General features: G+C 44.9%; 16 protein-coding genes. 8 read left to right on the top strand and 8 right to left on the bottom strand.

The window, feature by feature from the left end; all coding sequences use genetic code 11:
* From TQ33_RS02820 to TQ33_RS02795, 6 genes are all read right to left on the bottom strand, one after another.
* Complete coding sequence (locus TQ33_RS02820) at positions 1–1,545, bottom strand: hypothetical protein (protein WP_046560725.1); 1,545 nt, start codon at positions 1,543–1,545, stop codon at positions 1–3.
* A gap of 145 nt (positions 1,546–1,690) precedes the next feature.
* Positions 1,691–2,419: a dipeptidase PepE gene (gene pepE / locus TQ33_RS02815; protein ID WP_046560724.1), complete on the bottom strand. Its 729-nt coding sequence runs from the start codon at positions 2,417–2,419 to the stop codon at positions 1,691–1,693.
* Positions 2,420–2,427: 8 nt separating this feature from the next.
* Entirely contained in the window at positions 2,428–3,069 is a 642-nt protein-coding gene (miaE, locus tag TQ33_RS02810; protein ID WP_046560723.1) for a tRNA-(ms[2]io[6]A)-hydroxylase, read from the bottom strand.
* A gap of 85 nt (positions 3,070–3,154) precedes the next feature.
* Positions 3,155–5,119, bottom strand: coding sequence for a transglutaminase family protein (locus TQ33_RS02805; RefSeq protein WP_046560722.1), 1,965 nt, complete (start codon positions 5,117–5,119; stop codon positions 3,155–3,157).
* 15 nt (positions 5,120–5,134) lie between these two features.
* On the bottom strand, positions 5,135–5,956 hold the full coding sequence (locus tag TQ33_RS11600; RefSeq protein WP_218915780.1) for a DUF58 domain-containing protein: 822 nt from the start codon (positions 5,954–5,956) through the stop codon (positions 5,135–5,137).
* Between the two features lie 119 nt (positions 5,957–6,075).
* A complete protein-coding gene (locus TQ33_RS02795; RefSeq protein ID WP_046560721.1) occupies positions 6,076–6,993 on the bottom strand; it encodes an AAA family ATPase in 918 nt (305 codons plus the stop codon).
* Positions 6,994–7,134: 141 nt separating this feature from the next.
* Between TQ33_RS02795 and TQ33_RS02790 the strand changes: the two genes are divergently transcribed.
* The 3 genes from TQ33_RS02790 to TQ33_RS11985 all read left to right on the top strand — a co-directional run bounded on the left by TQ33_RS02790 (position 7,135) and on the right by TQ33_RS11985 (position 8,800).
* Positions 7,135–7,686: a hypothetical protein gene (locus TQ33_RS02790; RefSeq protein ID WP_228640352.1), complete on the top strand. Its 552-nt coding sequence runs from the start codon at positions 7,135–7,137 to the stop codon at positions 7,684–7,686.
* Positions 7,687–7,806: 120 nt separating this feature from the next.
* The gene (locus TQ33_RS02785; protein ID WP_046560720.1) at positions 7,807–8,433 is read left to right on the top strand and encodes a hypothetical protein; all 627 of its coding nucleotides are present in this window, start codon (positions 7,807–7,809) and stop codon (positions 8,431–8,433) included.
* Between the two features lie 208 nt (positions 8,434–8,641).
* Positions 8,642–8,800 carry a hypothetical protein gene (locus TQ33_RS11985; protein WP_169745459.1) on the top strand — a complete coding sequence of 53 codons (159 nt, stop codon included), beginning with the start codon at positions 8,642–8,644 and terminating at the stop codon, positions 8,798–8,800.
* Between the two features lie 139 nt (positions 8,801–8,939).
* Here TQ33_RS11985 and fadJ read toward each other — a convergent pair whose 3' ends face one another.
* Together fadJ and fadI are read right to left on the bottom strand one after the other, a co-directional pair.
* Positions 8,940–11,093 (bottom strand): fatty acid oxidation complex subunit alpha FadJ, encoded by a 2,154-nt coding sequence (gene fadJ / locus TQ33_RS02780; RefSeq protein WP_046560719.1) that lies wholly within the window; start codon positions 11,091–11,093, stop codon positions 8,940–8,942.
* A complete protein-coding gene (gene fadI / locus TQ33_RS02775) occupies positions 11,093–12,442 on the bottom strand; it encodes an acetyl-CoA C-acyltransferase FadI (RefSeq protein ID WP_046560718.1) in 1,350 nt (449 codons plus the stop codon). Before fadI ends, fadJ begins: the two co-directional genes overlap by 1 nt.
* 217 nt (positions 12,443–12,659) lie before the next feature.
* Between fadI and TQ33_RS02770 the strand changes: the two genes are divergently transcribed.
* The 5 genes from TQ33_RS02770 to TQ33_RS02750 are packed head-to-tail and all read left to right on the top strand — an operon-like array spanning position 12,660 to position 17,936.
* Positions 12,660–13,619, top strand: a complete 960-nt coding sequence (locus TQ33_RS02770; RefSeq protein ID WP_046560717.1) for an AAA family ATPase — start codon at positions 12,660–12,662, stop codon at positions 13,617–13,619.
* 19 nt (positions 13,620–13,638) lie between these two features.
* Positions 13,639–14,631 (top strand): DUF58 domain-containing protein, encoded by a 993-nt coding sequence (locus TQ33_RS02765; protein WP_046560716.1) that lies wholly within the window; start codon positions 13,639–13,641, stop codon positions 14,629–14,631.
* Positions 14,632–15,162, top strand: coding sequence for a DUF4381 domain-containing protein (locus TQ33_RS11595; RefSeq protein ID WP_052735173.1), 531 nt, complete (start codon positions 14,632–14,634; stop codon positions 15,160–15,162). It abuts the gene before it with no gap.
* Entirely contained in the window at positions 15,155–16,189 is a 1,035-nt protein-coding gene (locus TQ33_RS02755; RefSeq protein WP_046560715.1) for a vWA domain-containing protein, read from the top strand. The genes TQ33_RS11595 and TQ33_RS02755 overlap by 8 nt, the downstream gene beginning before the upstream one ends.
* The gene (locus tag TQ33_RS02750) at positions 16,182–17,936 is read left to right on the top strand and encodes a VWA domain-containing protein (protein ID WP_046560714.1); all 1,755 of its coding nucleotides are present in this window, start codon (positions 16,182–16,184) and stop codon (positions 17,934–17,936) included. The genes TQ33_RS02755 and TQ33_RS02750 overlap by 8 nt, the downstream gene beginning before the upstream one ends.
* Positions 17,937–17,941 lie beyond the last annotated feature (5 nt).

Genomic DNA, 17,941 nt, shown 5'->3' with positions numbered 1-17,941 from the left:
TTAGTGAGCTTTACGCTTAAGAGAAGCATTAACTTTTATCGAGTCTTCCTGGTTCATGGCTTTTAATGCTGCTTGCCACATCGGAATCGCTTTAAACGCAGTCACCATGTCATAATCCAAAGCCACTTGTTTTGGGTCCATTGGTTCATCCCCTGCACGGCTTTGGAACCACTTCATCCATAGTGCCGAACCTGGCTCTGTAAGCACCAAACTATTCTTTGGCCCACTCGATAGTGGCGGTGCGCTGACCTGCGGCGGCTGAGTGGTAGACGGTAACAAGAACGAGGTCATGTTTGGCTGGTCTGTGGTTAAGCTCTCAGGGTTGTACTGCGCTGAACTGTGGCAGCCTAAGCAACCTGCTGTTGACAGACCTGCTGGATAATAATGGCCACCAGCCCAAGCTGGCGTCACTACCGCACCATCGTTAGGTCCTGATAAACGACCGTCCCAACCAAGTGTGGAGCGCGCGTACTCTGGTGTGTTCATGTTTATCCAGTTTTGAGTCAACTTCGTATTCACTTGTGCTGGCGGCGTCAGTGCTTCGCTTGAGGTATTGATCACGTCTGGATTACCACCCCAAGTTGCGCCTAACGGCACCATTTTATCCCACGAGTCGTCGCCTGGAGCATTCTTGTCATAGATCAGCGTCGAGAAAACCCAGCCGGTTTCAGGTGCGGCTTCGCTATCCTTAACAATAATATCAAACTGCATTAAGTAAATATTGGTCAGCGATGGCTCTGATACTGAACCCTCCGAGCCGTTATTCGGACACTGCGATTTATCAGGGTTGTTACCTGAGCCATTGCTCGAATTCAAAGGAGCATAAATCGGCAACGAAGCTGTACCTTCCATCGGTGACCAATCGGCACCACAAGGGGTCACAAAAGCAAACTTCACAATGACACTGCCCTCTGCGTACTGCGCTCCAGGATTAGTGATATTCGGCGCATAGGCTTGAGCTAAACTTGTTCCCCAGATATTGCCCAAGGTTGCTGCAGCAGTATCATCATATAACGTCAGTACATAAGTGGTTAGATCGAGCTTTTGATGAGTCAGCGTTCCTGCAGGAAAACCGGAGCCCACATAAAAGCCATGAATCGGCTCTCGCTCTGTACCTAACCAGATAGACTGCCACCAAGGCTCTTCACTTGCGTTCCAGTTGTCATAATCATAAATAAGCTTTCGCATGTCAGCAGATACGTAACTTTTTAATGCCTCGACATAAGCCATGGCATTTTGCTGAGTGATCAAACCGTTATTAGTCACCTTTTTCCATGGTGGCGATGTTTTCACCGCAGCAGTCGCTGGGTAGTCATGACGTAACTGAAACAGATTACCGTCATACACATCCGATGGAGGGTTAGGTAATGCGGAGTTAGTAAAAGGATGGATTGGGGAGTTTGCGTCACTAAAATCCATTGACGTGGTCGTTAAAAATGGAACCTTCCCCACCAGGTTATCGTTGTTATGATTAGTTCCTGCAATTGCAGTCGAGTTAGAAGCCGCCAACGCCAGCGACATCAAACCCAAGATTTGCTTTTTCATAGAGCTCTCCTTCAGTGCTATAAGATATACCATGGAAGGTATACCCTTTTATTATCACCTTCCATGGTGATTTCACACTAGCCCATTCGGGCGATTGAAGGAAGAGTTTTTTCAACAAATCCAACCACTTAAGTCATAATTGCAACTAAAGCAACCAGCTTATGTCAGTATTGCATTTGATTGGTCGAATTTTCTCTCCATCACGGAACACTAAGCCCGGTTTATTGCCGATTAATGTAAGACGATTGTCTTTAAGTTGAAGCGCAGTTCCTTCTCGAGTACCCACCACATAGCGATGCGGATTGGCACGGACATATTCAAACAAACGCTCAGCACGGGTTTCACCATTATGGTTCGGTGGCTGGTAATCGGTATAGTGAGGGTTAATCTGAAAGTTCACTAACGCTAAGGCGTTAAAGCTTCTAGGCTCAACAATTGGCATGTCGTTTGTGGTGCAGATAGTTAATCCTGCAACATTTGAGCCAGCGCTCCAGCCCATATACGGCATTCCTTCATCAACGCGCTTACGAATGGCGTCGATGAGCTCATTGTCATACAAAGCTTTTAGTAAATGGAATGTATTGCCACCACCGATAGCGATGGCATCAGCTTCTTGCACCGCTTTAACCGGATCATCAAAGCGATGAATCGATACAACCTCTTTGCCAATAGTTTGAAACGGCTGGTTAACCTTCTCTTCATAAGCATCATAACCCATAGCAAAACCAGCATAAGGAATGAATAAAACCTGCTTAATGTTACTATCTAAGAAACTATCGATCATCGGCAAAGCGTGCTCAAGATAAGCCGTTTGACCTTCTCTTGACGAACTTAAGAGTAATAAATTCTTGGGGGACAATTTTTCAACAGTCATAATTCACCTTAGTCATGTACGGGTACGCCAGAGTGGAAACGGAATAATGGATCTGGCGACTCAATAAGTTCTTTTTCTTTGGCTAAGAAAAACTCTAAGCGTTCATCAATCGGTTCGCTCGCATACTGCTTTGCAAGATCGATATAGTCCATAAAGTGACGCGACTCTGACTTCAATAAAAAGCGATAATACTTCGCTAAGTCAGGATACGTATCTTTCAAGTAGGGAACAAGTGCATGAAAACGCTCACATGATCGTGCTTCGATAATGCCACCAATAATCAGTGCATCAATTAACCGCTGAGGCTCATCTTTTGAAACAAACTGATGCAAGCCAGCGGCATAGCGTGAGGGTTTGATCGCACGATATTTAATATTTTGTTGCTCAATAAACTCTAGAACCTGCTCAAAATGAAGCACCTCTTCTCGAATAAGCTGCGATAACTTTTTCAACAGGTCAATATGTTCAGGATAGCGGAACATAAGCTTTACAGCGGTGGCTGCGGCTTTTTTCTCGCAGTGAGCATGATCAATGAGTAATGTTTCTAAATCTGACAGCGCATACTCAAGCCATGCCTGTGGAGTGCTGCAGTATAAAAATTGATGAATAGGAGTGATATCAACGGCTTTTTCCGCTAACTTTTCTGCCATGATGTGCGCCAGTAGGGTCTTAGAGCTTACTTTGAATGGCGCACATTATAACGACTCAGCACTAACTTGTCAGTTGATGGGGTCTTTACACTCTGGAAACTTGCTGCTTAAACTGCTTAATGGCTTCCGGCGATAACGTTTCGTGTTGATAGCGCATGGAGATATAGGTTTTGAGCGCTGGCGCAGCTCTCGCGTAAACTTTCTGTGAAGTCGCACGCGTCAACTGCAAAACATCTCTTGGGCCCATCGTTCGATCACAGTCAATACCATGGTCGCGCAGCTTTTTAAGCAATAACAAATAGTATTTGGTCACTGGCTCTAACCGTTGGGTACTTCGAAGCACTAGATACCCAAAAATCAAACCAGCCAAAAGAATGGTCGCCAATAAACCATAGCCGAGATAACGATACTGATGCCTTTCAATGCCTAACTTACGCAACCAATTAAACTGCATGTCTTGGCTGTACCCCATCACCGTCTCACTCCAAAAGCTTTGGATTGCATCCCAGCGAAGCGCTAAATTCCGCATCAATCCTTCAGGAGCTTCAAACCCAACGTCCGAGCCAAACTCTTCCATCCAGCCGTCACGAGAACTCGCATCACTCCTCAAGTCTTCTTCAACTCTAGACGGGTGAATCGCTGCGGTTGGGTCAATGCGGCGCCAACCTTCATCATCAAGCCACACTTCTGTCCACGCATGGGCATCAGACTGCCTGATGATATAGTAATCCCCATAAGGGTTATACTCAGCCCCTTGGTAGCCAGTTACCACCCTTGCAGGAATGCCCGCTGAGCGCATAATATAGACAAAAGCACCCGCATAATGCTCACAATAGCCTTGCTGAGAGTCAAACCAAAAGCCATCAATGGAGTCAATTTCGATCACCGGTGGGCTCAACGTATAATAAAATTCGCCTTGATGGATATACGATAAAATCCAACGGATAAAAGCTTCATCGCTTTGATGATTACTTCGCTGTTCTTCAGCCCACTCGCGAGTGTCCTCATTACTATCATCTGGTAACTGTAAGTAGCGACTTTGTTGAAACTCAGTTAAGGGCCTTTGACTAAAATCGATATCGTAGGCCTGAGCGGAATAAATAAAACGCTGGGTTGTCTGGCGGCGACGATTCCACGTGAAATCACTAAATAGATAAGCCCCTTTCGGAGCTTCAGCCAGATTTTCTAAGCCAAAGATCCAATTACGATTATTGGGCTCCATTTGAATTCGATACTGGTAAGTGGGCGTCATGGGCAGTTCTAACTCTTGACGGATAGGGCTATGCTTTTCCTTAAACCAGGTAAAACCATCAAACTCAGATAATACCAAACCACGCCAATACATTTCTGAACGTGGAGGAACCTTATCCTCGAAGTCCACCCGAAAAGCGATGTCATCAAAAGTATGTAATGCACCAATACTACCTGGGCTCATGGTGTCATCAATACCGCTACCGGCCTGTGTGTCTGTTGGCATAGACCACAGCGGTGCAGAACTTCTTGGAAAGAAAAAGAACAGTAGGATCATGATCGGGAGTGCCTGCAATAAGGTCACGCCTGAAATCTTTCCTAAGCTACCTATGCCCTGCATTCCTTTTGGACTGTTTAGAGCGACCAACCCTAATAAGATACACAGTACTGAAAGGAGTAAGTACACGCCCATCCAAATAGCTTCACTGTAAAAAAATGCCGTCACGACGATAAAAAATGAGATGAACAATATGAGCGACGCATCGCGATAACTTCGAGCTTCCAACAACTTAAAAGCGTACATCAAGACGATCAAGCCGATTCCAGCATCACGGCCATTCAACGTTTTGAATTGCCAGAAAACTCCGCCCACGCACAGCAAAACGACAATCAGCAATATCCACCGAGGAGCTTTGACGCCCTGTCGATACATCCCGTATTTACCTAATAGCAAAGCAATAGTCACTGCGCTTATCCAGAATGGAATATGAAACCATAGTGGGAATAAGACCACAGCTTGAATCATGATCAATAAAGGGATAACACCTTGGCGAGTAATAGGTAGTGCTTTAACATTCATCTCAATTCACCCCTATTACATTAAAGCCAAAGCTTTAAGACATGAATGCAGATGCTCAGGGCCCTGGCCTTTATCTATGGTTTCTTGCGGTAACTCTAAACCATAAACATTTTGACTAACCTCTGCGGTCAAGACGGCATCGGTCAGGTATGAAATCGCCAGTTCTTTTTCATAATGTGCGACACTTTCCCAGCTTAATGTTTGGTGCTCACCCACATAATCTTCAAACTCTTTACTATAAAGACCGCGCTCACGAGCATACGCTTTCCACATCACCTGCTTAATCGGGTCGCCTGCTTGGTAATCACGCAAATTATGGAAGTCCTCAGACCCTTTTTCTTGAGTTTGACCCTCTTCTATACCTGAGCTAGTCGCTACTAAGGGTTCAGGACAGGGGATGGGTTTTGGATAAACCAATACTTGATAAGGCGTTCTCACCCACGACCAGGCTTCGAAAATTCCAAAGGGGAATATCGATGCGCAAGCGATCCTTGGAATATCCATCATTCCCCTTTTACGTGTTTCTAAGGTTAACTCAACCTGGCTTTTTGCCTGCTCCCCCACATCCGTATATGACACACTCCTTTTGGAAAAGCCGACTCCAAACCCCACTCGTTCACTTTTCGTGTTATTGACGAGCTGAACCGGCACCGTAGCGATATCTGTTGCAAAGACTGCCACAGGCTTTAAGCATCTCACCTCAACACCCTTTAAATTTCGAAAAGTATAGAATACTGACAACAAGCCCACAGCAAGTAATACAAAACCTGCCATAAACCCCATGTTATTCTGATAGTTAGTCGAAGCGATAAGAATCAAAATCAAGATACCGAGCATTAGCCAACCATAACGAGTCGGCAAAATATAAATATTTCTTTGCCGAAGCAATGTTGACGGTTGCTTCGGCGCTCGACTATCGATCCAAGAAAAAAATTTACTTTTAATGGCAGCAAGCATTAGGCAGGAACGGGCGTATCGTTAATAAGCTCTTCAATCAACTCTATGGTTGAGGTTGAAGACGTTTTCACCGACTGCAGTCGATGGCGAGCAGAAGCTACAAATACTTGTTGAATATCTTCCGGCAGTACATAGTCGCGACCATCCACAAAAGCCCAAGCTTTGGCTGCGCTAACAATTGCTAAGCCAGCTCGAGGCGATAAACCATGGGCAAAGTCAGGACTTTGTCGGGTCGCCAAAATCAAGTCCATCACATACTGCAATAAATGTTCCGTTACGGTGAGTTTTGATACTTTTAGTTGTAGGTCCTTAAGAGTGTCTAAATCCAGTAAAGACTCCAAAGATGACATCTTCGTTCGACCAGATTCGCCTTTTAATAAGATCTTCTCCAAATCAGGATCTGGATAGCCCAAATTAATTTTAAACAAGAAACGGTCCAACTGAGATTCTGGTAACGGGTACGTCCCGATTTGATGAGTTGGGTTTTGAGTGGCAATGACAAAGAAGGGGTTAGGTAATTCATAAGTATTCCCTTCGACTGTCACTTGCTGTTCTTCCATCGCTTCCAATAAAGCACTCTGCGCTTTCGGTGTAGCTCGGTTGATCTCATCAGCCAAGACTAACTGAGAAAACACAGGACCAGGATGAAATTCAAAGGTCGATTTTTCACGATCAAAAATATTAGCGCCGACAATATCTGCGGGAAGGATGTCACTGGTGAACTGAATTCTCTGAAAGTCTAACCCAAAAACTTTGGCCATAGCCTGTCCTAGCGTTGTTTTACCCATACCTGGCAAATCTTCAATCAGTAAATGGCCTCTAGCTAACAGGCAAACGACCGCTAATTTAACTTGAAAGGACTTACCTAGTACAACTTTGTTGAGCTGTTCTAGTACGGGTAAAATCGGCGAATTCATACAATTCCTTAACTTAATAAATATTTTTGTGAATAGCTTCTCATTAATATGGCGCGTTTAAGACTTAGTTCAGTCAAAATTCAGTTTACTAAATCCATAATACACTTGCATTATTTAACAAGAATTTATGAGGAGACGACAATGTCTATCAAAAAAATGACACTTAAAAAACTATTTGTAGCATCAAGTATCGCACTTTCTTCAAGTCTAGTCATGGCCAATGGCGTTAGTTACGACTATGTACAAGGCGGCATCCAAGATTATGATGACCAGTTTGATGGTGTTGAATTTGAAGGCGCTATGTCTTTCAACCAAAACTGGTATGGTAAAGCTGAGTTATTCAAGGGCGACACCAATGTCGGTGATGCTGATGTTGACCGTATCCGCCTAAACGTTGGTTTCCATACACCGATTAACAACTCAGTAGACTTCGTTGCCGAAGCTGGTTTTGAAGATTATGAAGTTGGTGGTTTTGATGACTCAGGCTTTAACGCTTTAGCCGGTTTCCGCGGAATGGCCAGCAGTAATTTCGAGTTAGGCGGTTATGCTCAATACTCTGACGTTCTAGAGTCTACAGATTTAACGCTAGAGGGTCGCTACCACTTCAACCGTAACATGTCAGTTGGCGTTGAAATTGGTAACGACGATGAGTTAGACAACCACTATGGTGCTAACTTCCGTTACAGCTTCTAAAAGCTAGCATTACCAAGGCCGCATTATGCGGCCTTTTTTAATGCTTAGAGAAGTTTCTCACGCAGAACCTTTGTAGTACACTAAGCACAAATTTTAGACACTGACTGACGATAATCCACAATGAAAAAATACATTACCCTTGCCACCCTAGCCCTTTTAATGCACACAGCTGCTGAGGCGAACGATAAACTGCGCTACGACTATATTGACTTCGGCTATATCCATAGTGAAGGCGAGCGTACTAGTGATAAAACAGGCTATGAACTTAACCTTTCGTTGGCGTTTGATGATACCTGGTATGTGCGCAGTACGTTACAGTCTCAATCTGCTGACGTATGGGTTGCAGGTTCACAAGCTGAAGTTACAGCAAAAGAATATGAAATGGCGTTTGGCTTTCATGTTCCAAGCTCTCGTACCGATGACTTCTTCATGGAAGCTGGTTATGTGAAGTTTGATGGTGACGGCGTCATTCCACAAACGACGTATGGTAATGATGAAGATGGTTTTTTAGTTAACCTTGGCTTGCGAGGTCGCCTATCTACTAACTGGGAATACAAACTTTTCGCAGGCTACAAAGACTACGACTTCTCGCCATATGTTAACGAAGCCCTGCATGAAGATTCAACATCAACCACTTATGGCTTAGAAGGACGTTATTACTTGTCAAAAAACTGGTCGTTTGGTATTAAAGCTTCAGAAGAAATTACTGGATTGACGTCTGGTTTCGACTTTAGACTTAACCTTTAATTGTATAAATACAATAGCTTGCGACGTTAGTAAGCATAAACTTGCGGTTTTAGATGATGTGTAAACGAATCTGACGCTATAAATCGCACTTTTGCAAACTTGTTCACATAAAATCAAGGTTCTGTGAGACTTATACCACAGAACCTTTTTTATATGTTGTTAAAATTTTAGACACTGTTTAACGAATCCATTGCAAAAGGTAATAGTCATGAAATACGTGCTTGCTGTTATAGCTGGAGTAGTGGGCATTAAATTCTTAATCGAAGAGCCCATGATTTTAGAAACTGCTCAACAAAATAAAGAGCTTTTGGGTGCTTTGGTACTGACTTTGTTAGCCAAACCTTTACTTAAAAGAGTTTTTGATTAAAAGACGTTCTTCCTATAGAAATTTAAAGGTGGCCTAGGCTGCCTTTATTTTTGCCCCCAGTTTTTTCACCGTATAAAAAAGCCCTGAGGTTTACGCCTCAAGGCTTTTTAGTTTCAACAGTCAGTGTCAAGTGCCTAACTCAAGAGTGGAATGAATCAGAGTTACTCTTCATCTTCACTAGGATATCGGCGGGCTTGTAACGATCACCATGTAATTGCTGGTAATGCTCAAGGCGCTCCACCACTGTTTCTATCCCTAAGCTATCCATATAGCGGAATGGTCCACCCTTAAATGGTGGGAAGCCAATGCCAAATATAGCTCCGATATCACCATCACGCGCACTTCGGATGATGCCTTCGTCCAGACAGCGTGCCGCTTCATTGGCCATTAGTAACAGTCCTCGCTCAGCAATTTCTTTTCCGTCAACATGCTTATCTGGACTAATACCTAGTACAGAATAGACGCTTTCATCAACTTCTTTGCCTTTAGATTTACCATCATACTTATAGAAACCGCGCTTGTTCTTTTTACCTTTGCGGTCATCTTCCTTCAACTTTTCAAAAGCTTTCGGCGTCGACATACGCTCACCAAAGGCATCCTCAAGAATAGGCGCAACTTTAGTAGCGACATCAATCCCCACTTCATCCAACAAGGTAATTGGCCCAACAGGAAAACCAGCTTGAACCATAGCTTTGTCCAGCTTTTCAATAGCCACACCTTCATTCAACAAAATACCCGCTTCATTAATATAAGGCGCTAAAATACGGTTGACGTAAAAACCTGCGCCATCATTAACAACGATAGGTGTTTTTCCTTGTTGCTTTGCTAACGCCACACAAGTCGCTATCACCCAGTCCTCGGTCTTCTTAGTCGCGATAATTTCGACTAACGGCATCTTTTCAACCGGTGAAAAATAATGCAAACCAACCACTTTCTCGGGATTTTTGGCACCTCCCGCAATCTTGGTGATTGGAATTGATGATGTGTTGGTAGCGAAAATGGTGTTGTCAGAGCAGTGCTCCTCAACATCTTTAACCATTTGGTGCTTTAAATCCAAATCTTCAAAGACCGCCTCGATCACCATGTCGGTATCTTTAAAACCTGAGTAATCCGTGGTTCCGGTTAAATAGGACATGGTGCGACGAGCATCAGAAGGACTCACGATTCGCTTCTTCATCTTCTTGGATATAAGCTTCCACGAGTAGTTAAGAGCACCGTTAACGCCCTCTTCTCGAACGTCTTTTACGCGCACTTTTTTCTTGGCTTTATCCACTGAAACATAGGCGATGCCTGAACCCATCAAGCCGCCACCCAGCACGCCAATCTTATTCAGCTCAACAGCTTCAGCATCTGAATCTACGCCATTATCTTTCTTAAGCTCAGTTGTAGCGAAGAAAACACTGATCAAAGCCTTAGCTTCTGGCGATACAACCAGCTGACCGAAGTTTCGCGCTTCTATCGCCAAACCAGCTTCCATACCTTGAGACATGCCTTTTTCAACACACTCGATAATCTTTTTCGGCGCTGGATAATTGCCTTTAGTTTTCTTTTCTACGGTTTTGCGTGCTTGGTCAAAAATAATGTTTCGACCAATTGGGTTCGACTCTAATACCAGTTTTTGAATCCCCTTCATGGTGAAGTAACTGCTAATCGGCGCTTTCTTCTCTTTGCCTTTACGCAAATCACTGACGCGCTTTTTAGCAGCTTTCATTAAATTCGCTTCAGGCACAACTTCATCGACCAAGCCAAGTTTTTTGGCTTGTTTAGGAAATAGCTGCTTACCCGTAAGCATCATGTCTAGCGAAGGAGCAATACCCACCAATCTTGGTAAACGCTGAGTACCACCACCGCCTGGCAGCACACCCAACTGAACTTCTGGTAATCCGATCTTGGTTTTAGGGCTGTCTGAAATGACACGTCCGCTACACGCTAATGACAACTCCAAACCACCACCAAGACATGTACCGTGGATCGCTGCGACTACCGGCTTCTTTAGGTTCTCGATCTTATTAAAAATTCGATGACCGTCCGTTGATAGCTTCTCAGCATCTTCAGCTGTATTTGCTTTACCGAACATGGTGATATCTGCGCCAGCAATAAAGCTGCCTGCTTTACCACTTCGGATGATCAATCCTTTAATAGAACTGTCTGATTTGACTTGGTCAATCACCGGCTCGAGTTCTTCAATAAACTCCATTTTAAGCACATTTTGCGACTCACCTGGCACATCAATGGTTATAACTGCGATACCGTCTTCTTGGTGCTCAAATGTAAAGAATGTATTGTCCGACATTATTCAACCTCCAAAATCATTGCTGCACCAAGACCACCAGCGGCACACGCCGTGGTTAACCCTAATCCACCGCCACGTCGCTTCAGCTCGTGGAGTGTTTGAGTAATCATTCGCGCACCCGTCGCTGCGAAAGGATGCCCATATGCCAGCGATCCCCCCAGCACATTAAACTTGTCCATATCGATGTCACCAATCTTGGTTCTCTGCCCCAGCTTTTCTTTAGCAAATTGAGTCGAACCAAAGGCTTGGATATTGGAAATCGTTTGCGCAGCAAAAGCTTCATGCATATCAATCAAGTCTAAATCACTCAGTTTCAACTTAGCCTTTTTCAGAGCTTTAGGCGTTGCGTAAGAAGGTCCCATCAGCATGTCATGAGCAGCTTCTATCGCTGAGAAAGCATAGCTTCGGATATAGCCCAGAGGCTCATAGCCTAGTGCTTTTGCTTGTGACTCTTTCATCAATACCACGGCAGCAGCACCATCGCTTAATGGCGTTGAATTAGCCGCCGTTAAGGTACCGTACTTTCTGTCAAACGCAGGGCGTAACTTGGCATAACCCTCAAGCGTTGAGTTAAAGCGAACCACATTATCTCGTGACAGCGGCTCTTTCGTATAAGGCTCGACATAAGCCGTCATGACTTCATCGTCTAACTTGCCCTCTTCCCATGCTTGAGCCGCTAACGTATGAGAACGATGAGCTAATTCATCCTGTTCTTGGCGAGTAATTCCACGATCACGAGCCATTTGCTCAGCGTTTTGCCCCATGGTTAACCCTGTGGAGTATTCTTTAATCGCAGGAGGCACAGGCATCAAGTCTTTAGGGCGAAGCGTTTTAAGAATCGACAGCTTTTGGCCAAAGGTTCTTGCTTTTTGCAAATCAACTAACGCCAAAGACAATTTCTTACTCACGCCAATCGGCACTACTGATGAGGAGTCTGCTCCGCCAGCAATACCAACAGACACGTCACCCGCCATGATTGACTCGGCTAAACTAGCGACACTCTGAAAACTGGTAGCGCAAGCGCGTGATACCGAGTAAGCATCGGTGTGAACATCCATAGGCGTGCCCAGAACAATTTCACGAGCAATGTTTGGAGCTTCAGGCAAGATAACCACTTGGCCAAATACCACACGTTCAATGACCTTAGGATCCAGCTCGGTCTTTTGGATAAGTTCATTCACCACCATTTTCCCAAGCTCGATAGCATTAATGCCTCTAAAATGAGTCGCCTGCTTGGCGAAAGGTGTTCTTAACCCTGAAACAATCGCAACGCGATCTTGCTTCGTGCTACGCGTCGTCTTTTTGGTGGTACTTTTTTTGGTAGTACTGGAAGCGCTAGTCTCGCTCATGTTGACTCCTGATAAAATATTCTATTCTTGATTCTACCTAACTAACGCCATATTTCAAACGTATGTTTGAATTTATTCGAAATCTTACATTTCTATTCAAACTAACGCCAAATACCTCCAGTCGTAACAATTAGTTGCAACTTTTTATGGTTTTTTGATACAAAACAGCCAGTAAATACATTACATTGAACACACTTTTTCGTGCGCAAAGGCAATCATGAGTACAAAAGAACAATTTATTCAGCTTAATGAATTTCTAAAATCACGAATTATTGGCCAGGAAAGCTTGGTGCATAAAATGATCATTGCACTGCTTGCCGATGGTCACTTACTGGTTGAAGGCGCTCCGGGACTTGCTAAAACCCGAGCGATTAAAGAGCTGTCGACGGCGATGGAAGGTAGTTTTCACCGCGTCCAGTTTACGCCAGACCTTTTACCAGCTGATTTAACCGGTACAGAAATCTATCGTCCGCAAGACGGCAGCTTTCACTTCCAAAAAGGCCCGTTATTCCATAACTTAATTCTGGCCGACGAAATTAACCGTGCTCCAGCGAAAGTTCAGTCTGCGCTCCTAGAAGCCATGGCCGAACGTCAAATCACGGTTGGCCGCGAGAGTTTTGAATTACCGCCCTTCTTCTTGGTGATGGCAACTCAAAACCCAATTGAGCAGGAAGGAACCTATCCACTACCCGAAGCACAGCTAGATCGCTTCTTAATGCACGTTGAGGTGGGTTATCCAAGCCATGATGCCGAAGCTCAGATTCTAGCGGTTAATCGCCAGGAAGCCCTATCAGGCGAGCCGCCAAAAGCCTTGAGCATTAGCCAGGAGCATTTATTTGCTGCACGCAAAGAAGTTTTAACGGTACACATGGCGCCTGAAGTCGAGCAATACTTGATCCAACTCATTATTGCGACTCGAGAGCCAGCTCAGCATGCTCCTGAATTAGCCAATTATATTGAATACGGCGCCAGCCCACGTGCCACCATCGCTTTAGATCGTTGTGCACGAGCACAAGCATGGCTGGATGGCCGTGATTACGTCACGCCAGGTGATATTCAAGCGATTCTTGGGGAAATCTTACGCCACCGAATCATTCTCAGCTATCAGGCTGAAGCAGAAGGCGTCAGCACCAATGACGTGATTAGCAAGTTGATTCATTTAGTACCAACGCCTTAAATAACATTATTAGTGTTGCATGACTGAACACAGCGTAACGGCCAAACAAGCCCGCGAGCACAGTATCGAGCTGAGCTTAGAGCAGCTTATTGCCTGTCAGTATTGGGCAAAAGAGTCGATTCCTTTGCCTCATAAAAAGACTCGTGCCCACCTCGTTGGCGGACACTTATCCCCCTTCAAAGGGCGTGGCATGGAGTTTGCCGAAGTTCGACAGTACCAGCCAGGCGATGATATTCGCACCATCGACTGGCGCGTAACGGCTCGTACCGGCAAAGTCCATACCAAAATTTTTCAAGAAGAACGCGAGCGCCCTGTCTACATAGTGACAGACTTACAAGACACCATGTTTTTTGGCTCGCGTAACCGCTTTAAATCAACCTTAGCCTGCTTACATTCGGCACGTGCTTTTTGGGCGGCCTTCAACACCGGTAATCGTGTTGCTGGACTTTTCAGCACCGCAAACGAACATATCGAGTTAAAGCCTTCAAACCGCCGTCAGAACGGTTTAAGGCTATTGCAACGCTTGATGGAGCTGCACAACCAGCGACTGGAATCGGTTTATTCCGAAGCAGAAGCCTACAACATCAATCAAAACTCGCTTCAGGAAATGTTAATGCGGCTGCGCCACTTGGTTAAAGGCGGTAGCTTGATTTATATTTTCAGTGACTTTATGAACCTGAACGATGATTGTCGGCAGCACCTAACCTACTTAGCCCAGCACAATGACATTTACGGCGTCATGATTGCCGATCCGTTAGAAGCATCAATACCATTACCGGGGCAGTACACCCTGACTGATGGTCTGCGCCATATTCGGATTGATGCCAGCAATCAACGTGATATGCAACAGCATCAGCAAGCATTCGAACAGCGGGTCGCACAAATACGTCAGAATTTTACGCTGTCGCAATCGGCTTTCGCTCTTTGCAGTACCGCAGATTCCATCACGGATCTATCGCTTGATCCCAATATTCAAAACAGCCTGTCGCTTGTGAATGCGGAGGTGAAGTAGATGTTGACCGCAAATTCCGCCCAAAGCCAACTCTTACAACAGCTGCGTGATATTCATCAGCCAGAGGCCGTTAATTGGTGGCCATTAGCCACAGGTTGGTGGATTATTATGGGTCTTGTTGTCTTAATTGGTCTTTTGTTACTGATAAGATTTTTGCTCAAAAGACGCCATTACCGATTTGTTCGATTCGCATCCATAGAGTTGCATCAACTCAGAAAAAGCGACGACCCGCGCTGGCTGGCTAAAAGCCAAAATATCATGCGACGTCTCAGCTTATGTTATGTCGATGAAGCGCTGGTAGGCTCGATGAACCAACAACAGTGGATGCAGTTTTTACAAGCCACCAATGGTCAGCAGTTGAGTGATGAAACCTTAGCTGTTTTTGTGGACTTACCTTATAAGCCTGCAACAGCCAGCGACGACGTGGATAAAGATAGTGTCATGCGTGACATTATCAACTGGGCAGAGCAGCTACCTGAAGAGGTAAAAAGTTATACTCAGCAACGCCAAGAGGAACCTCATCATGTTTGAGTTCCAGTGGCCATGGTTGCTGTTATTATTACCGCTCCCTCTGCTCGTCTGGTGGCTTGAAGAACGCAAACAGCGGCAACAAGCCCTAAGAGCACCGTTATTTCTTTATTGGAAAATGCAGCGCCAGCAAGGAAAGAAGGTAAAGAGCCATTTTCCTTGGTATAACTTTTTACTTTGGCTATTACTGGTCATTGCGGTAGCAAGACCGACATGGGTTGGCGACTCCGTTGCCCTGCCCAGCAGTGGTCGCGATCTCATGGTGAGTATTGATATTTCTGGCTCCATGGAAATGGAGGATATGATGATCGACAACCAACAGATCAATCGCTTAGTGGCGGTAAAAGCGTTAATGAAAGAGTTCATTGAACGCCGTGATGGTGATCGCCTTGGTCTTATTCTGTTTGGTGAGCAAGCTTACTTACAAACGCCTTTAACGTTTGATTTAAAAACCGTACAACTCATGCTGGATGAGACGGAAATTGGTTTAGCCGGTTCATCAAGAACGGCTATCGGCGATAGCATTGGTCTAGCCGTAAAGCGCCTAAAAGACCGTGATGCTGAAAACCGTGTACTGATTCTACTAACAGACGGCCAAAACAATACGGGGGTGTTAAACCCGATTCAAGCAGCAGAGTTAGCAGAACATGCAGGTGTGACCATTTACACCATTGGTGTCGGTGCGGAAAAAATGGTGGTTAGGAATAGCTTTTTTGGCAATCGCACCATTAACCCATCTAAAGAGTTAGACGAAGCGACGTTAAAAGCGGTGGCCGAGAAAACAGGTGGGCTGTATTTCAGAGCAAAGAACACTCAAGAGTTGCAGCAAATTTATGCCAAGCTTGATGAGCTGGAGCCGGTGGAGGATCTCGATCAAAGTTATCGCCCAAGCAAAGCGCTTTTCTTCATCCCACTGCTGTTAGCAATAGCTCTCAGCTTACTCAAGGTGCTTATACGTACTCTGGTAAGCCCGAAGAAGCGCAACGAGCCCCTTCGCAACGAGACTCAACAGGAGATTCATAATGCCTGATTTGAGTTTATTCCACTTTATCCGCCCCTGGGCCCTGCTGCTAATTATTCCAGCAGCCATACTGTATTGGTTTTATCGCAAGCAAAACCATGCTCAAGAAGGTTGGGCAGCGATCATCGATCCCCACTTATTGAGCTGGATAATGCCTCGCTCCGACAACGCCAAGGGATTGAAGCACATGCCAATGATGCTCTTGGTCTTTTGGATTATCGCTAGCATTGCGCTAGCGGGTCCCACTTGGAAGAAAACACCACAGCCTGTTTTTTCCAGCAAAGCGACTCAGGTGATTCTGCTGGATCTATCGCTATCAATGGATGCCGACGATATTAAGCCCAGTCGTTTGGAGCGAGCTAAATTTAAAATCAAGGATTATTTAAAGCTTCATCATGAAGGGTTGACCGGTTTAGTCGTTTACGCTGGAGATGGGTTTATTCTTAGTCCATTGACCACTGATAAAGATACGATTGAAAATCTTTTAGGCGCTGTTTCAACGAAAATCATGCCTCTACTCGGTAGCCGCCCTGAAACAGGTTTCGAGCACGCCATCGATTTGTTAGATAATACTGGACTGGCTCAAGGAAAAATTCTTTGGTTCACCGACGGTGCTGACAAAGACAGCTTGGACGAGGTAGCTGATCTTATGGATGATACCCCTTACCAGCTCAATATTATGGCATTGGGTACAGAAGACGGAGCACCTATCAAACTTTCTGATGAGGAAGGATTCCTTAAAGATCGTAATGGTAATATTGTTATTCCACAGCTCGACTATGCCCTAATGACCCGCTTTGCTGAAAAGGTCGGTGCTGTGTTGACCCCAGTAACAGTCAATAATGACGATGTGCAGTTAATGGCGCAAGCATCCAGTATTCATACTGCGGACTCTGCCAAAGACAATACGTTTGCTGACGACTGGTTTGATCTGGGCTACTGGCTAATCATTCTTTTATTGCCTATCGTTTTACTCAGCTTTAAACACCGAAGTTTACTGGGATGCTTATGTATTATCATGTTTGCAGGTTTAGCGACACCAAGCGTCCAAGCCAGCGAAGCTGAGCCTGGTAGCGAGATTGGCACTGTTCAGAAATTATTCTTGAATAACGATCAACTCGGGAAACAACTTCTTGATCAGGGCAATTCAACGGAAGCTTATAATCAATTTCAAGACCCTCGCTGGAAAGCAACCGCAGCATACCGTATGGGTAGCTACAAAGCCGCTCAAAACTTACTCGATAAAATTCCAGGCGATGCACTGAGTGCAGACGACTACTATAATCAAGGCAACGCCTTGGCTTTAGATGGGCAGTATGAATCTGCAATCGAGGCTTATGACAAAGCGCTCGACATGCGCCCTTCTCATGAAGATGCCCAATACAATAAGAATATTGTTGAACAAATGAAGCAAGAACAGGATCAAAAGAAACAACAAGATCAGAATCAAGAAGGCGAGTCAGATCAACAGCAAGATCAGGAACAAGAATCACAACAAGACAATCAGCAGGACTCCCAACAAGAGTCATCAGAGCAACAAAGTGACTCGCAAGAGCAACAACAAGAAGAGCAGAAGCAACAAGCTGAGCCTACTCCAGAACAGCTCGAAGAGCAGTTCAAAGAAGAAGAAAAAGATCAGGAAATGGAACAGTGGCTCAAACGACTTTCTGATGATCCTGGTGGGTTACTCAGACGAAAAATGTATCGTGAGTACCAACGTCGCGGGCACAAGCAACATGTTGAAGAAAATTGGTAAAATTC

The sequence above is a fragment of the Kangiella geojedonensis genome, assembly GCF_000981765.1.
Classification (GTDB): domain Bacteria; phylum Pseudomonadota; class Gammaproteobacteria; order Enterobacterales; family Kangiellaceae; genus Kangiella; species Kangiella geojedonensis.
The sequence above is the reverse complement of the archived record's forward strand: the minus strand, read 5'-3'. Positions and strand labels throughout refer to the sequence as shown.

Excerpts from the sequence above, each read along its gene's own strand:
- TQ33_RS02820 (WP_046560725.1), bottom strand. The coding sequence starts at position 1,545 with ATGAAAAAGCAAATCTTGGGTTTGATGTCGCTGGCGTTGGCGGCTTCT.
- pepE (WP_046560724.1), bottom strand. The coding sequence starts at position 2,419 with ATGACTGTTGAAAAATTGTCCCCCAAGAATTTATTACTCTTAAGTTCG.
- miaE (WP_046560723.1), bottom strand. The coding sequence starts at position 3,069 with ATGGCAGAAAAGTTAGCGGAAAAAGCCGTTGATATCACTCCTATTCAT.
- TQ33_RS02805 (WP_046560722.1), bottom strand. The coding sequence starts at position 5,119 with ATGAATGTTAAAGCACTACCTATTACTCGCCAAGGTGTTATCCCTTTA.
- TQ33_RS11600 (WP_218915780.1), bottom strand. The coding sequence starts at position 5,956 with ATGCTCGGTATCTTGATTTTGATTCTTATCGCTTCGACTAACTATCAG.
- TQ33_RS02795 (WP_046560721.1), bottom strand. The coding sequence starts at position 6,993 with ATGAATTCGCCGATTTTACCCGTACTAGAACAGCTCAACAAAGTTGTA.
- TQ33_RS02790 (WP_228640352.1), top strand. The coding sequence starts at position 7,135 with ATGTCTATCAAAAAAATGACACTTAAAAAACTATTTGTAGCATCAAGT.
- TQ33_RS02785 (WP_046560720.1), top strand. The coding sequence starts at position 7,807 with ATGAAAAAATACATTACCCTTGCCACCCTAGCCCTTTTAATGCACACA.
- TQ33_RS11985 (WP_169745459.1), top strand. The coding sequence starts at position 8,642 with ATGAAATACGTGCTTGCTGTTATAGCTGGAGTAGTGGGCATTAAATTC.
- fadJ (WP_046560719.1), bottom strand. The coding sequence starts at position 11,093 with ATGTCGGACAATACATTCTTTACATTTGAGCACCAAGAAGACGGTATC.
- fadI (WP_046560718.1), bottom strand. The coding sequence starts at position 12,442 with ATGAGCGAGACTAGCGCTTCCAGTACTACCAAAAAAAGTACCACCAAA.
- TQ33_RS02770 (WP_046560717.1), top strand. The coding sequence starts at position 12,660 with ATGAGTACAAAAGAACAATTTATTCAGCTTAATGAATTTCTAAAATCA.
- TQ33_RS02765 (WP_046560716.1), top strand. The coding sequence starts at position 13,639 with ATGACTGAACACAGCGTAACGGCCAAACAAGCCCGCGAGCACAGTATC.
- TQ33_RS11595 (WP_052735173.1), top strand. The coding sequence starts at position 14,632 with ATGTTGACCGCAAATTCCGCCCAAAGCCAACTCTTACAACAGCTGCGT.
- TQ33_RS02755 (WP_046560715.1), top strand. The coding sequence starts at position 15,155 with ATGTTTGAGTTCCAGTGGCCATGGTTGCTGTTATTATTACCGCTCCCT.
- TQ33_RS02750 (WP_046560714.1), top strand. The coding sequence starts at position 16,182 with ATGCCTGATTTGAGTTTATTCCACTTTATCCGCCCCTGGGCCCTGCTG.